Consider the following 14,324-nt stretch of genomic DNA (forward strand, 5'->3'; position numbering starts at 1 on the left):
CGGCAATTAAGCTCTCTCATCAGCGTTAGATTCTCATCGCCCCCGTTTTGGGCCCAATAGCGTTGCTGGCAAGCGTTAGCGCACAGGTTCGCCTCAACGGTGTTCGCCGGAGCCCATCAACGCACACAAGTTCCCTCACCGAGTCAGCGGCCCCCTCACCGCGAGATCGACTCGCTTACATGGCAGCGGCTCGCTCAGGCTACAGGGCTTTCTCGCGCGCCGGACGGCGACTCCCCCTCCACTAGCGCCGCCCACACGCCACTCGCCAACCAAGCCAAGCCCTGCCCGGCCAAAAGAAAAACGCGCCCCACTTACGCAAAGGCGCGTTCTTTCATTTATACATTTCCGCTCGTGCCGCATCCGCCGCCTGCTGCTTCGCATATACCCGTTTGGACAAGAGCACGCTCAGCTCATAAAGCAGAATCAGCGGGATCAGCACCAGGAAGGCAGAGAACAAATCCGCCGGCGTGATCATCACCGAGATGACCACAAGTGCGAAATACGCGACCCGGCGCATCTTCTTCAGCCGCATCGGCGTTAAGATTCGCAGCTGCGTCAGAAACAAAATAATCAACGGCAGCTCGAACAACAACGAAATCGGCAGCACGATATTGGTCAGAAATTTGAAATAGTCCGCCATTCCGTAGGTCTCGACGAGTCCCAGCTCTTTATTTAATGAACCGGTGAACGTCATCGCCAGCGGGAATACCACATAGTAACCAAAGGCCAGACCTGCCAGAAAAAAGACGAACACATACGGGATATACCTCGCGGTCGCTCGGCGTTCCTGGGGCTTCAAGCCGGGGCTGACAAACGCCCATACCTGGTACAACGTAAAGGGCAGCGTGATCCCAAAGGCAACCAACATCGCAATTTTCATATACACGCCAACGCCGTCCCAGAACGAAAACGCGTTCAATTCGATGGTCACGCCGGATAGGGCGTTTCTCGTCAAGAAGTGATAGATCGGATCAACGACGAAAAAAGCCGCCACCAGCACCACGACAAACACGATGCAAACCGCTACCAATCGCCGCCGCAATTCGGTTAAATGATCTACGAGACTTTGCGCTTTGTCTTTCTCCGACATCTCAGGTTCTCCTTTCCCCGCCGGGCTTCCCTTCCCATCTCAAGCAAAATCCCTCCGCTAAGGAAGGGATCAAGGTTACGTCTATGCAACTGATTGGCTGCTCCCGATTATTCGGGAAGACGGCGGTCGTCCGGTTTGGGACCCTCTACCTGTGGTTGCGGTGCGGGCTCCGCTCTTCTGGCTTCCGGCTGATCATCAACGATATCCCGGGTAGCCTCCTTGAATTCACGGAACGTGCGTCCAACCGCCCGCCCCAGATCAGGTAATTTATTTGGACCAAATAACAGCAACGCCGCGATCACAATCAACAAAAATCCGCCTGCGCCCATGGGAAATCTCCTTTCGTTACAGCATTGAAATCGACAAGGTCTTCCAATAAAAATCACTCGCCCACATCATACCATAACGAATATCACAGTTACAGTCTATTTCTTTAACAACTTCGCGAAGTAGTAGAAAAATAAGTCCCGTAATTGTGTAACGAACAGAACATCGAACTATAAACGGAATTGTCCCGTTACCATCAGCAGCGCTTCCGGCAGTTGATCCATGATCGCTGCCAAATTTTCATGCACTCCTTTAGGCGTTCCCGGCAAGTTCACAATCAGCGTCCGTCCGCGAATGCCCACGATTCCCCGGAACAACATCGCCGCAGGGTTCTTCTGCATTAATCGGTACCGCATGGCCTCTGCCATCCCGGGCACTTCACGTTCGATTACCCGGCGGGTGGCTTCCGGCGTCACGTCCCGAATCGCCAGCTCCGTTCCCCCTGTTGTCAGCACCAAATCAGCGTGAAAATAATCGGTCATTTCAATCAATGCGGCGATAATTTCATCCGGTTCATCGGGGACAATCCGGTATTCCACGATCTCGCCGCCCAATTCTTCCTCCACCAGCTCACGGATTACTTGGGCACTCGTATCTTCACGTTCTCCCCTTGCTCCTTTGTCGCTGGCGGTAAGGATCGCTGTTTTCCAAACCATGAAGTCACCCTCCTCATCCATATAGGAACTCCCTTTGAAGTCCAACGTAATGCCGGATCATGTCGATTCATGCTGATTTTCAACTGCAAGCTTATCTTCTTTATCTATATCAAAATCTAACAGCCGCCGCAAATATTACGAACGCACATAATCTCCGCTTTTGCCGCCGGATTTCGAACGCAGCAGCGTCGGACCGATAACCATGTCCTTTTGCAGCGCTTTGCACATGTCATACACGGTCAGCGCCGCAGCCGACACCGCGGTGAGCGCCTCCATCTCCACGCCGGTCTTGCCTTCCGTCTTCACCGTGGCTTCAATATACAGCTCGTCCCGTCCGTTGTCGCCAAACGTAATGTTGACGCCGGTGAGCGCCAGCGGGTGACACATCGGAATCCAATCGGACGTCCGTTTGGCCCCTTGAATTCCAGCGACCTGGGCGACGGCGAGCACATCCCCTTTGCCAATCCGACCTTCCTTAATCGCCTCGAGGGTGGATGGGAGCATGGTGATTTTCGTCTCTGCCACGGCGACGCGAACGGTTGCTGATTTCCCGGAAATGTCCACCATCCGGGCGCGTCCTTGTTCATTAAAATGCGTCATGCCTTGCCCTGATTCCGAGTTTGCCAAGCTTATCACTACTTTCCTTCATATATATCGTTCCTTTTGCCGTAAACAGCAGATCCAAGCGGAAGTCATGCGATTCCATCGGGATCGCCTCCGGCAGGATCAGCTCTTCCAGGGCGAGGGCGCCGAGGACAACCTGGTTTAAGCCGCCGCTGCGGCGAGTCAATTCGTCGATCAGGCGATCGTAATACCCGCCGCCAAATCCGATGCGCCCTCCCCTCAGATCAAAAGCCAGCCCCGGAACCACAATCACATCGATCTCGGGATAGAGCTCGGGAGGCCAGATGACCGTATGCGCAGCCGGCTCCAGAATCCCCCAGGTACCTGGCACTAAGTCAGCCATTCCGGTCACCTCATGCAACGTTAGGCTGCGCTGCGCACCAATCTTCGGCACAAGCAACCGGTCTCCTTGGGCCTGGCAGCTGTCCATGAAGGCCAGCGTATTCGGCTCATCCCGGAAAGAAACGTAGCAGAATACGTTTAACTTCCCGCCGCGCTGCGCCCGCAAGGGGCTTAGTACCTCCAGCTCCGCCATTCGGCTGGCGGCCAAGGATTGTTCCGTACGGGAAGCTTCCGGGATTTCGGCGCGAACCGCCAACATCCGCTGGCGCAGCTCTTTTTTGGCATCCGCTGGCTCCATATGAAACCTCCCTTTCCGCTCCTGCCTTCCATTAGCCGGCCTTCGTTCAAGTGGCTTGGACGAAGGCCGGCTGATCTCTTCCTTAGTGTATCATTGTTATATCAAAATGAAAACTAATGCATCCGCTTTGCAAAAGCTGAACTTTCAAGCAATCAGCGATGCATTTCGCGTTGGTTTCATGTACACTGAAGGTACGTGTTTCACCAAATCTATCACATTTATCATGCACGGACTGCAAATCTTTTTTTGGAGGATCGAAACCGTTATGCTGCTTCAAGCTTCGAACATTACAAAATTATACGGCGTGACCCCCGTGCTGGAAGGCATAAACCTTCAGGTGCTTGAACGGGACCGGATCGGTCTTGTAGGCGTCAACGGTGCGGGCAAATCGACGTTTCTGCAAATTTTAGCCGGCGAACTCTCTTATGATGGGGGACAAATTTTCAAAGCCAAAGAAACGACGATCGGATACTTAGCGCAAAACAGCGGATTGCAATCGGATCGCACCATCTGGGAAGAGATGCTGGCGGTGTTCGCCCCGCTCATCGAAACGGAACGTGAGCTGCGCCGAATGGAAGAACAGATTGCTGATCCGGAACTGGCCCGGGATGAGAAAGCGCATCAGGAATTGCTTGACCGCTATGCGCTGAAATCCGACTGGTTCAAAGACCACGGCGGCTATGAAATGGAAACTCGCATCCGTATGGTACTGCACGGCATGGGATTTGGCGATTTTCCACCGGACACACCTATCGCAACATTAAGCGGCGGACAGAAAACCCGGCTCGCCCTTGCCCGAATCCTGCTTCAGGCCCCTGACCTGCTGATGTTGGACGAACCAACCAACCACCTTGATATCGCAACGTTAACCTGGCTTGAAGACTACTTGCGCAATTATTCCGGCGCCCTGCTGGTCGTCTCGCATGACCGGTATTTCTTAGATCGGCTCGTCACAGCCATCGTAGAGATTGAACGCCATCAATCGCGCCGCTACACAGGCAACTACAGCCGGTATATCGAGTTGAAGGCGGCGGAGTACGAAAGCCAGCTGAAGCAATATGAGAAACAACAGGATGAAATCGCCCGGATGGAAGCATTTATTCAGAAGAACATCGTTCGAGCTTCCACAACGAAACGGGCGCAAAGCCGACGTAAAGCGTTAGAGAAGATGGAAGTTCTCGATCGTCCGCTCGGCGACCCAAAACGCGCAAGCTTCTCCTTCGAAGCCGAAGTGATGACGGGGAAAGAAGTACTGCACGTCAACGGCCTGTCCTACGCGTTTGCGGACAAGTCCAAACCGCTGTTCCAAGACGTCAACTTCGACCTGTACCGCGGCGAAACCGTTGCTTTGATCGGACCAAACGGGATCGGGAAATCTACCTTATTAAAAATTCTGACTGGTGAGCTGAAGCCAACCGATGGGACCATTACCTGGGGAGCTAAGGTCAAGATTGGCTATTACGACCAGGAGCAAACGCATCTGAACCCGGCCAACACCGTATTGGAGGAAGTGTGGAGCGCATTTCCACATATCGAAGAAGCCCGAATTCGCAGCGTACTGGGCAATTTCCTGTTCAGCGGTGACGACGTGCTTAAGAAAGTAGCGGCGTTAAGCGGCGGTGAGAAAGCTCGGGTGGCGCTGGCCAAGCTGATGCTGCTAAAAGCCAACGTCCTGATTCTGGACGAACCGACCAACCATTTAGACCTATTCAGCAAGGAAGTGCTGGAGTCCGCATTAATGGAATACGATGGAACGCTCCTGTTCATCTCCCATGACCGTTACTTCCTGAACAAGATGGCCGAGCGGATTGTCGAATTGCATCCGAACGGGGCAGAACATTTCCTGGGTAATTATGATGATTATTTGGTGAAAAAACAGGAGCTGGCTGAACTCGCCGCCGATCAGGCGATAAATGGAACTGCGAAGGTGTCCGTAAATTCCGCTCAGAAGCAGGCCGAGCCGGAGGCACCTGCCGCCAAGTCCGGTGCTGCTTCCTATGAAGCCGATAAGCAGGCCAAACGGGAGGAACGAAACCGCCAACGCCGCATCGAGCAGCTGGAGGCGTTGATCTCCAAGTTGGAGGATGAAATCGCCCAACTCGAAAGCGAACTGGCCCTTCCTGAGGTGTATCAGGACTATACCGCAGTTCAAGAGCGACAAGACGAGATTGACCGTCGGAAAGAGCAGCTTTCCTCCGCATATGAGGAATGGGAAGCGCTGGCCGAGGGGTAGGCTCACAAATTTTTAGCAAATGTTCATTTTTTCTCGTTCAAGTTATTCACAACTTTATCCCCATTATGCAGAATCGTTGATACTTCAAAACGGCCCGCTGGGCCGTTTTTTTGCAGGGATATCGTCGTTTTTTGTCGCATGCTAGTTTTATCCACTAAATTATTCACATTATCCACAGTTTTCTGAAAATATAACTTATCGTTTTCTGAAACCAGATTCATCGACCGACACACCGCGCTTTCATCCAATTTTCGCAAAGAAAGCTAACAAGCTGTGGATAACCTTGTCCACAACTTGACAAAACTTTCGTCTTAGGTCTATCTCCTCAACTTTCTCCAAGCTCATGCTTTGCTTCCCAACCATCCCAAGCTTCTGATGCTTCCCTCCCATTTTTCTTCCATTTCGCTATCATCTCGGCTTCACGCCCTTTGAAACCATTCGAAATGCCTATTGCCCTGCCCATTTTAAAATCTTTATGATCTCTAATAGAGTTGCGGCCGAAAAAACACATACGCCGTCAAATATTCACCGAAAAGGAGAGAATGGAATGAAATTTGTCAAATGCGCTTCAATCGCCGCACTAGGCGTCAGCCTCATCTTTGTGGGAGGATGCCAAATGCTTGGCACATCCAAAGGCGCTTCTTCCACGACTTCCCCTTTTACGGAATCCAAGCTGCCTGGCGGAGGGCTGGCCCTTCCGGAAAATGAACGGCTTCATCTGTCAACGAATAAGCAATGGATCGAAAGGGAAGGTCATCTGTCCGACCTGATTCGTCTGCAATGGACAGGAGACCGCGCCAAACCGGCTATCGCCTGGGCCGATGAGCAAGGCAAAGACAAAACCGCGATTATCTCGCATGATAAAGCGAACAATCCGGAACAACATGATCATAAGCATATTTCGATTGAAACCACGATGTCGCCGACTGGGGAATATAAAGATCAGCTGTTTACCCGCCTGGAGATTCCTTATGATACCGACGTTGCGGAGATTCGTACCCATTCGTCCAACTTCAACGTCATGGACGGCATTTTGCGGGTAGCTGGCGAAGGCAATCGGGACGTGCAATTCGCCGTCACCGGTAAGGATAATGCCACGACTCCGCTTTGGAGCCTGCGCGCCAACAGCGCTGAGCTTAGCGGCAATAACGCTGGAGCGGATTTTAACCTGATCCGTTATTCAGACGAAGGAGAAGCGATCGACAGCGTGCTTACGGTCAAACGGGAGAACGGCCAAGTTGGCATCGGCACAGACGACCCACAAAGCGCCTTGGATATCCAAGGGGATCGCATCCGTATTCGCGAATCCCACACTCCGGCTTCCTCCAAGGCTCCGGGGAATCCTGGAGATATCGCTTGGGATGAGAACTATATATACATCTGCGTGGCCAAAGACACTTGGAAACGGACCGCTTTATCCACTTGGTAAAGCGAACACTTCAATCTAACTCAATCCGAATCTGCCGGGCCCCATACTTTGGGTTACCCGGCTTTATTCTGCTCTTAAAAAGCGCTTGCTTGAAACCATAGGAGGTTCCCGAGTAGAATAATAAAATAACTTTAAATTTTAGAGATAGGGGCCAAACCGCCATGACTCGTAAAACAGTCCAAAACGTCACCGAGCTGATCGGCGAGACTCCGGTCGTCAAATTAAACCGGCTCGTCTCACCGCAGGAAGCAGACGTCTACGTCAAGCTGGAGTTTGCCAATCCGAGCGGAAGCGTCAAGGACCGGGCGGCTGCCCATATGCTGCGGACGGCTGAACAAGCAGGCCGGCTCGCCCCCGGCGCTACGATTATTGAGCCGACCAGCGGGAATACGGGGATTGGGCTGGCGATGAACGCCGCAGCCAAGGGGTACCGGATCATTCTGGTCATGCCGGACAACATGACAAAGGAACGGATTCGCTTGCTGGAGGCATACGGAGCTGAGGTCGCGCTCACGCCTGCAGCGCAGCGGATGCCCGGGGCGATTGCCAGAGCCCAAGAGCTGCTGGCCCAGATCCCCGGCAGCTTTATGCCGCAGCAGTTCCAGAACCCGGCAAATCCAGACATCCACCGGCTGACAACCGGGCCGGAGATCGTGCAGCAAATGGAAGGCCGGCTCGACGGGTTTGTCGCCACGGCTGGGACAGGCGGCACGATTACCGGAACCGGGGAATATTTGCGGAGTAAGATCCCAAACCTTCATATCACCGTCGTTGAGCCGCAAGGATCTCCAGTGCTCTCCGGCGGAGAACCGGGCCCGCACAAGCTGGTGGGAACCAGCCCCGGGTTTATCCCGCCGGTGCTGAATACCGCCATCTATGACGAGATCGTCCAAGTCAGCGATGAGGATGCCCTGGAAACGACCCGGCGCTTGGCCGCTCGCGAAGGCATCCTAGTTGGACCGTCGTCCGGGGCATCGGTCTGGGCGGGCATCCAATTGGCCAGACGTTTAGGCCCAGGCAAACGCGTATTATGCATCGCACCGGATACCGGAGAGAGATACTTGAGCATGGGGATATTTGACGAGCCGACAGGTGCCGGAGGTTAAACGAAAGAAGAAACTATCCTACTCATGGAAAAGAGGACTGATACCATGCCCCAAATGATCGGAGGCATCTCCCATATCGATAAGGACGAATTGCACGCCTTGCTTCAGGATCCCGCCAACGAGACGATCGTAATCGATGTGCGTGAACCATTCGAGTATGAAGCCGGCCATATTCCCGGGATTCCCCTGATCCCGATGGGGGAAATTCCGGAGCGGATGGATGAGCTCGATCCGAAGCAGGAATATGTGTTTGTGTGCCGCAGCGGTTCACGCAGCTATGAAGTTGCCCGTTTCTTGCAGGCGCAGGGCTTTGAACGAGTTCACAATTTTCTAGGCGGGATGCTGGGTTGGGACCTTGAGGTCGAATACGGAATCGACGAGGATTCATCACATTAATTATCGTTATACCCAGTAGAACATGATTCTCAAGCTAAATTAGAGGGACCGTCCCGAAGAGCGCTTCTAAGCTCTTCAGGACGGTCCCCTTTTTTTAAAATCAATGGACGAGCACGGATCTGGGGGACCGGATGAATTCCATGTACTTTGCGGCCGTTTCGGCCAACTCCGCCGCACTCGCACGCTTGACACCATAAGCCACGAATGCCGGAAGCAGGGTTCCGTTGCATCGGGCTAACGTTGTTTCGATCGGTCGCAAGAACTCGCTGATCGTAGACGAGTTATCGCCGCCTGACCTGTAGCTGGCTTCCGTTCCGCCAGTCGTAATGGCGAGCATAAACTCTTTGCCAAGCAAGTTCTCTCCCCCAGGGCCATAAGCCCAGCCGAAAGTCAGGACATCGTCAAACCACTTCTTCAGCAGAGGCGGACAGCTGTACCAATAAAACGGGAACTGGAACACAATTCGATCGTATTGGAGCAGTATCCGTTGTTCTTTTTCTACTTCACCACGGAATAACCCCGTAATTTATGAAGTCCGGTGGCGCTCCAGCCATCCTACTGCATAATCCACCAGCTCCCGTTGAGGCATCAGGAGCGCAGTGGCCCCGGCAACTTGTCCCTGCTTCACCAACCCGGTGTCCCGCGCAAAGTCGGCGCCCAACCGCTCAAAATCATCCGAATCGTACTCCAGCTCGGTAAACTCTACCCAGCGTCTTTCCCCATGAACCCGCATCGGGGCCTTAGCCGTGTAGATCTGTTTGCCTGGATAGTTCGCCCGGCATTCCGCCAAATGGATCGACGTATTGTTTTCGTGCCCCACACCAAGCAGCAAAACTTCTCCACCCAGCTCGTAAATTCGCGCCAGCGGCGAGCGCTCACCGAGCCCATACTCCAAACCGTGATCGGCGGTGATCTTCAGCGCCTCTCGGCCTCTTGCCGCAAACGACACCTGCGGATGACCGCTGCGTATTGTACCTTGCTGCCGACGAAAGGTGTCCGGAATGACGCCCATGTACCACAGCGGAGTCAGATCGGGATCGTATGCCGGCATCTGCTCACGGATCGTATCCCACCAGGCCTGTGGTACCGGCGGATTCTGCCAGCGGGACGGATCGCCAAGGTCGTTGGAATGGGTAGGCATCACCAAGGTGCCTTGCTCCCCAAGCGCCGCCTCCAAAGCGAGCACAACCGCCGTTGGACCGCCGCACACCCATTTTCCTAACGATTTAAACGAGGAATGAACAAGCAACGTGGTGCCTTCCTTTACGCCCAGCGCCTTCAAATCCGCCCGCAACGTCTCCACTGTGTACAATTCCCCTTGAATTTCCTCCACCATGTTTTATCTCTCCTATATACTTTATTCTGCAAAAGACGACGGCAAGCCGTCCAAGCTGACCGCGTTCTTCTGGCGGCGGTAATCCGCTAGCCCGGTGTCGCCTTTGTTATCTGCCCATTTGATCAAAGTCTCGCGATCCCCTTCATAGCTGAACAGCGGAACGCCAAAGCCGCAGGAGGTTTGAACGCCGTAGACGGACACCAGAATGATTTGACGTGCTCCATTCAATTTAGGAAAAAGTCCCTCAAGCCGATCCCAATCCTCCGATCCCGGCAGAATCACCCGGCCTTTGCCATATAAACGCAAAATCAACGGTTGGCCTTCGAAGGCGGCAAACATGATCGTTATCCGGCCATTCTCCATCAGATGGGCTGCCGTCTCGTTCCCGCTGCCTGTCAAATCCAGATAAGCAACCTCGTTAGGCGAAAGAATCCGCAACGCATCATACCCTTTGGGCGACAGGTTCACATGCCCCTCGGCACTTAGGGGGGCGGAGCCCACAAAAAAGAGATGCTGCCGGTGAATAAAAGCTTCATGTTCCGGCAGCAACGAATCAAACATTTTCCCCATTCCAATCCCTCCACAACGGCTCTAATGTTTGCCAACTATAACGAGTTTACTTCCGGCTCGACCTCATTGCATTCAGCTGCTGAAGCTCGGTTGAGGCGGCAAACCGTTGGTACTCCAGCGATTCCATGCCATAGATCGCAATCTTCCCTTGCTCATCGTAATGAACACCCCAGCCATATTTCTTAGGGAGCATCGAAGCCCGCAGGCAGGGGTGAGACTTGCTGAACAGCTCCTCCCATATCTCTTGTCGGCGTTCCTGCACGAGCGTCTCCGGAATTTGCTTGTGACGGATATAGACCTCGAACAGCAGTTCCTCATGATTGTACCGGTACGGAGCTTGGGAGAGCAGCTCATATTGAATCAGATGGGCTGGTTTTGCAGCTCTTGTCGACACCGGGACAATCCCGCGGTCGACGGGACAATCGGCTGATACGCGAATAAAGGCATTTTTGTAGCTCAAAGCTCCCAGCCTCCTTCGGTTTTTCCTTATTATACCTGAAGGATGAAATTTAAAGAATATGCCCTCTACTCCGCCCTATTGTGCTCGATTTTTCGCATAAAAAACGGTGCCGAAGCGCAAAAAACCAAAATGCACTCGATTTTTCATACAGATTTTCTGCTTTTGGCTCCTTGGGGGTCAAATCTACATGAAATTTCATATATCTTCCGCCAAAATCACCGAAAACGTCAAAATGTGCTCGATTTTTCGCATAAAAAATCCGGCGGTCCTTTCACCGCCGGAACAAAACTCCGTTGCTTACGCCGGGTTAGGTTGTTGGCCAGCCTTGTTCTTAGCCAGCTTCAAGTAACCCATCACGTTCAGAATCTCACTGTTCTCTTCAAACCGCAGACGCATCGGGCCAGCCGCTTCAATCAGGTACGATTTCAACGCTGCTGCGCCGCCGCCCAGGACGTAGAAGCACTCGATATCCGGGTATTTCTTCCACCGCTTGCGGATCAGATCCACCAACTTCTGCGCCGCCCGGCTGAAATACATATCCACGATCGGACGAATATCCGCTTGTCCTTCCCCTACTCTTTGGATGATGAACTCACGGTTGCGAATGCGCCCGATCAGCTTCGTACGGCTCGGGAAGCGATAACCGAACTGGTCCTCCACATCACGAATAATCGAATCCAGATAGGTAGCGAGGCCAAACTGTTCGCCAGTACTGAACTGATTATCGATATTCATCCGCTTCACCACCGGGAAGTCCGTGGTCAAAGCGCCGATTTCACAAATCCCGATGCAGCCGTTTTGCAGCTCTTCATTCCGCATTTGAAGCGTTTCGTTGGTAGCCAAATGGAACAAGGCGGCCGCACCTTCGACCGAAACGATCGTACGACGGATGTTAATACGTACCGTGCGCCCCCGCAGCTCCGGCGTGGACAAGAACGTCACTTCATGCTCCCCAGTTAACCGCTCTTCGAACGCTTGATGGAAGGCTACATACGTGCGGACCGGCAATCCCGTGCCCAGGATGTATTCCACCTCTTCAATTCCGGCGCCCGTAGTCGGATAGGTCTGTCCGGCAAGGGCCGCATAGGCTAACGCCGTCAGCGCTACAACCAGAGACTGGTCGCTGGTCGCCTTGTTGTCCGTTTCCTCCAGCTCCGAGTTGTCCTGGTCCTCCATCGCCAACAGGCCTACAAAATACCGCTGGTTGTTTCTCTTTAATTTAGGGCTATAGACGCGAACATCCAGCGCTTTCAGCGGAGAGTCCTCTTCTTGCAGCACATGTCTATCATATCCGGGAGAAACGATACTCGGAATAATGATCGGTCGTTGCGAACCGTCAACTACTACCTTAACGCTGTCATTGCCAACGTCGATTCCGGCAATTCTGATCATAATTACCTCCTCACCTATAGGAAACAAGTCATTTCCAATCATTTCTCATTTCGCTTCCCTTCGACAAAATCCTGCTTCCCCCGTGAAAATAGTTACAAATTTTTTTAAAATGAAAAAGGGATTTGCCACAATTTGCCGAAATAGTTGTATTGGCTTTAATTAGGTATGATCTTGGTCCTACATCATAACAGACTCAACTCAAGAAGATCAGGAGGAAGAAATGAAGTTTCGATTCAAAAAAAACGTGAACCGGCGTTACACGCTGCTCGTTGTACCGGAAGGTACCAGCCCCGTGTTCCGTTTCAAATTTCGCTTGTTCTACTTACTGGCCATTCTGGCCGCCACAGCGGTGCTGCTCACATCAGTATTGGTTCTCTATGCGATGAACCGCACCCATACGAACCGGATTGGGACGCTGGAAGCCCAGTTGTCAGATTCGTCGAACCAGTTCAGGAACACCGTCGTGAACAAAGAGCAGGAGATTGATCGGCTGTTAAACGAATTGATGGAGCTGTCGGAAAAATCGAAAACGATCGAGTCGAAGATGAGCGAGCTGGAGCAATTGGAGGCCGAGCTTCAATCGCTCACGAACGGCGGCACCGGCAAAAAGAAGGACAAAACCGCAGCCGCCGCCAACACTCCTGCGAAGGCCTCTCTCAGTGCTGAGGGCGGAGTTGGCGGAGAATCAATTCCGCTGACTGATCAGGATATCGCGAATCTCGTTCAGGAGACGAAGGATAGCATTACGACCTCCTTAAAGGAGATGCCCGGCTTACAGCAGCGGCTGGAGCAGACTAAGGTAGCCGTCGAGGAATACAAGGCGCTGATGGCGATCTTACCAACCTATTGGCCTACGGTGTCCACTCGAATTACCTCCGAATATGGGGAACGGGAAGATCCGTTTACCGGGAGGTTAACGAAGCATGCCGGTATGGACATCGGGGGAAGCATCGGCGATCCCGTTTACGCCGCAGCCAACGGCAAGGTTATTGAAACTGGACGCACCAGCGCTCGCGGCAACTATATCACGATTTCCCATCCCTCGGGATTAAAAACAAACTATATGCATTTAAGCAAGATTTTGACCAAAGTGGGCGACACCGTCAAACAAGGCGATATCATTGCGGAGCTGGGCTCCACTGGCCGCAGCACTGGCCCCCATTTGCACATTGAGGTCGTTAAGAACGGCAGTACGGTCGATCCGGCCGATTACCTTAGAAAACCCGGAGAGGAAGATTAATTCATGAAATTAAGGAATAATGCCAAATCCGTGAAGCTGGACCCAAACACGACAGATACGCTGATTGGGGAAGGCAGCATTTTTGAAGGGAAAATCCGCTCGGATGCCGGCGTGCGCATCGAAGGACAAATCACCGGTGACATCGAGTGCGAAGGAGATGTGACGGTTGGGGAGAAGGGCGTGGTCCATTCCAATATTTTGGCCCGCAATATCATCATCGCCGGTACCGTCAACGGCAACGTTCATGCGAAGAACAAACTGTCCATCACGTCGAAAGGCAAGCTGTTCGGGAACATGGTCGCCTCTTCCCTCTCCATTGAAGAAGGCAGCATGTTTGAAGGAACCAGCAAAATGGGCGGAGCGGACAAGGTCGACAACGCCGCATTGAAGGAAACTGCGGCAACAACGGCGACGGCGAATCCCGAAACAACCCCTTCTGCCAAAAATAACACCAAACAGGAAAACGACAACGTTTATAAAACCTGGTGATCCCGGGAATCGAATCATAACCACCCGTCCAACGGGTGGTTTGCTCTTGGGGTATAACCCCTTGTTGCCAAACTGCGCCTAAAGACGCTAGCCTGACAATAAAATTGTTCAGGCTCAGTGTTTTTGTCACTTTCACTTACCAGTTAAACTGGTTTACTTTTTCTTGCTACCGTTTCTGCTAAATGGATCTTCATACTCTTTGACGCTCAGTTTATCGATTGCCTGGTCATGTGCTTCCTGCTCGCGGATATACTTTGCGACAGTGGCCTCATTCAAGCCCACTGTGCTTACGTAGTATCCCTCCGCCCAAAATTTCCGATTTCCATATTTATACTT

Annotated in this window: 16 protein-coding genes and 1 pseudogene; 6 read left to right on the forward strand and 11 right to left on the reverse strand. The window is 52.7% G+C overall.

What is annotated here, in order from left to right:
* Window positions 1-331: 331 nt before the first annotated feature.
* The 5 genes from tatC to M891_RS0121105 form a co-directional block, all read right to left on the reverse strand.
* Window positions 332-1,090 carry a twin-arginine translocase subunit TatC gene (tatC, locus tag M891_RS0121085; RefSeq protein WP_016313172.1) on the reverse strand — a complete coding sequence of 253 codons (759 nt, stop codon included), beginning with the start codon at window positions 1,088-1,090 and terminating at the stop codon, window positions 332-334.
* Window positions 1,091-1,197: 107 nt separating this feature from the next.
* Window positions 1,198-1,419 (reverse strand): twin-arginine translocase TatA/TatE family subunit, encoded by a 222-nt coding sequence (locus M891_RS0121090; protein WP_016313173.1) that lies wholly within the window; start codon window positions 1,417-1,419, stop codon window positions 1,198-1,200.
* 168 nt (window positions 1,420-1,587) lie between these two features.
* Window positions 1,588-2,073, reverse strand: coding sequence for a MogA/MoaB family molybdenum cofactor biosynthesis protein (locus M891_RS0121095; protein ID WP_009226288.1), 486 nt, complete (start codon window positions 2,071-2,073; stop codon window positions 1,588-1,590).
* Window positions 2,074-2,208: 135 nt separating this feature from the next.
* A complete protein-coding gene (gene moaC, locus M891_RS0121100; RefSeq protein WP_036701359.1) occupies window positions 2,209-2,673 on the reverse strand; it encodes a cyclic pyranopterin monophosphate synthase MoaC in 465 nt (154 codons plus the stop codon).
* Window positions 2,660-3,337, reverse strand: a complete 678-nt coding sequence (locus tag M891_RS0121105; protein WP_028540174.1) for a 5-formyltetrahydrofolate cyclo-ligase — start codon at window positions 3,335-3,337, stop codon at window positions 2,660-2,662. Before M891_RS0121105 ends, moaC begins: the two co-directional genes overlap by 14 nt.
* Before the next feature lie 265 nt (window positions 3,338-3,602).
* Between M891_RS0121105 and M891_RS0121110 the strand changes: the two genes are divergently transcribed.
* From M891_RS0121110 to M891_RS0121135, 4 genes are all read left to right on the forward strand, one after another.
* Entirely contained in the window at window positions 3,603-5,570 is a 1,968-nt protein-coding gene (locus M891_RS0121110) for an ABC-F family ATP-binding cassette domain-containing protein (protein WP_028540175.1), read from the forward strand.
* Window positions 5,571-6,117: 547 nt separating this feature from the next.
* Window positions 6,118-6,999 (forward strand): hypothetical protein, encoded by an 882-nt coding sequence (locus tag M891_RS0121125; protein ID WP_028540177.1) that lies wholly within the window; start codon window positions 6,118-6,120, stop codon window positions 6,997-6,999.
* Between the two features lie 161 nt (window positions 7,000-7,160).
* Window positions 7,161-8,105, forward strand: a complete 945-nt coding sequence (cysK, locus tag M891_RS0121130; RefSeq protein ID WP_028540178.1) for a cysteine synthase A — start codon at window positions 7,161-7,163, stop codon at window positions 8,103-8,105.
* A gap of 45 nt (window positions 8,106-8,150) precedes the next feature.
* Window positions 8,151-8,501 (forward strand): rhodanese-like domain-containing protein, encoded by a 351-nt coding sequence (locus tag M891_RS0121135; protein WP_036701361.1) that lies wholly within the window; start codon window positions 8,151-8,153, stop codon window positions 8,499-8,501.
* A 100-nt stretch (window positions 8,502-8,601) separates the two neighbouring features.
* Here the strand turns inward: M891_RS0121135 and M891_RS25105 are convergent, their stop codons facing one another.
* The 5 genes from M891_RS25105 to M891_RS0121160 all read right to left on the reverse strand — a co-directional run bounded on the left by M891_RS25105 (window position 8,602) and on the right by M891_RS0121160 (window position 12,259).
* On the reverse strand, window positions 8,602-9,027 hold the full coding sequence (locus M891_RS25105; RefSeq protein WP_084628945.1) for an NAD(P)H-dependent oxidoreductase: 426 nt from the start codon (window positions 9,025-9,027) through the stop codon (window positions 8,602-8,604).
* Window positions 9,028-9,837, reverse strand: a complete 810-nt coding sequence (locus M891_RS0121145) for an aminoglycoside N(3)-acetyltransferase (RefSeq protein ID WP_036701364.1) — start codon at window positions 9,835-9,837, stop codon at window positions 9,028-9,030.
* A gap of 21 nt (window positions 9,838-9,858) precedes the next feature.
* Window positions 9,859-10,407 carry a pyridoxamine 5'-phosphate oxidase family protein gene (locus tag M891_RS0121150; protein ID WP_028540181.1) on the reverse strand — a complete coding sequence of 183 codons (549 nt, stop codon included), beginning with the start codon at window positions 10,405-10,407 and terminating at the stop codon, window positions 9,859-9,861.
* A 46-nt stretch (window positions 10,408-10,453) separates the two neighbouring features.
* Window positions 10,454-10,867: a DUF6157 family protein gene (locus M891_RS0121155; RefSeq protein ID WP_028540182.1), complete on the reverse strand. Its 414-nt coding sequence runs from the start codon at window positions 10,865-10,867 to the stop codon at window positions 10,454-10,456.
* 297 nt (window positions 10,868-11,164) lie between these two features.
* Window positions 11,165-12,259, reverse strand: a complete 1,095-nt coding sequence (locus M891_RS0121160) for a ParM/StbA family protein (RefSeq protein ID WP_232228393.1) — start codon at window positions 12,257-12,259, stop codon at window positions 11,165-11,167.
* Window positions 12,260-12,479: 220 nt separating this feature from the next.
* Between M891_RS0121160 and M891_RS0121165 the strand changes: the two genes are divergently transcribed.
* Together M891_RS0121165 and M891_RS0121170 are read left to right on the forward strand one after the other, a co-directional pair.
* A complete protein-coding gene (locus tag M891_RS0121165; protein ID WP_028540184.1) occupies window positions 12,480-13,499 on the forward strand; it encodes a M23 family metallopeptidase in 1,020 nt (339 codons plus the stop codon).
* Between the two features lie 3 nt (window positions 13,500-13,502).
* The gene (locus M891_RS0121170; RefSeq protein WP_028540185.1) at window positions 13,503-13,988 is read left to right on the forward strand and encodes a bactofilin family protein; all 486 of its coding nucleotides are present in this window, start codon (window positions 13,503-13,505) and stop codon (window positions 13,986-13,988) included.
* Window positions 13,989-14,141: 153 nt separating this feature from the next.
* Here M891_RS0121170 and M891_RS0121175 read toward each other — a convergent pair.
* Window positions 14,142-14,324 (reverse strand): annotated as a pseudogene (locus M891_RS0121175) (IS200/IS605 family transposase); the annotation flags it as partial.

Source organism: Paenibacillus sp. J14 (assembly GCF_000518465.1).
GTDB classification, from domain to species: Bacteria; Bacillota; Bacilli; order Paenibacillales; family Paenibacillaceae; genus Fontibacillus; species Fontibacillus barengoltzii.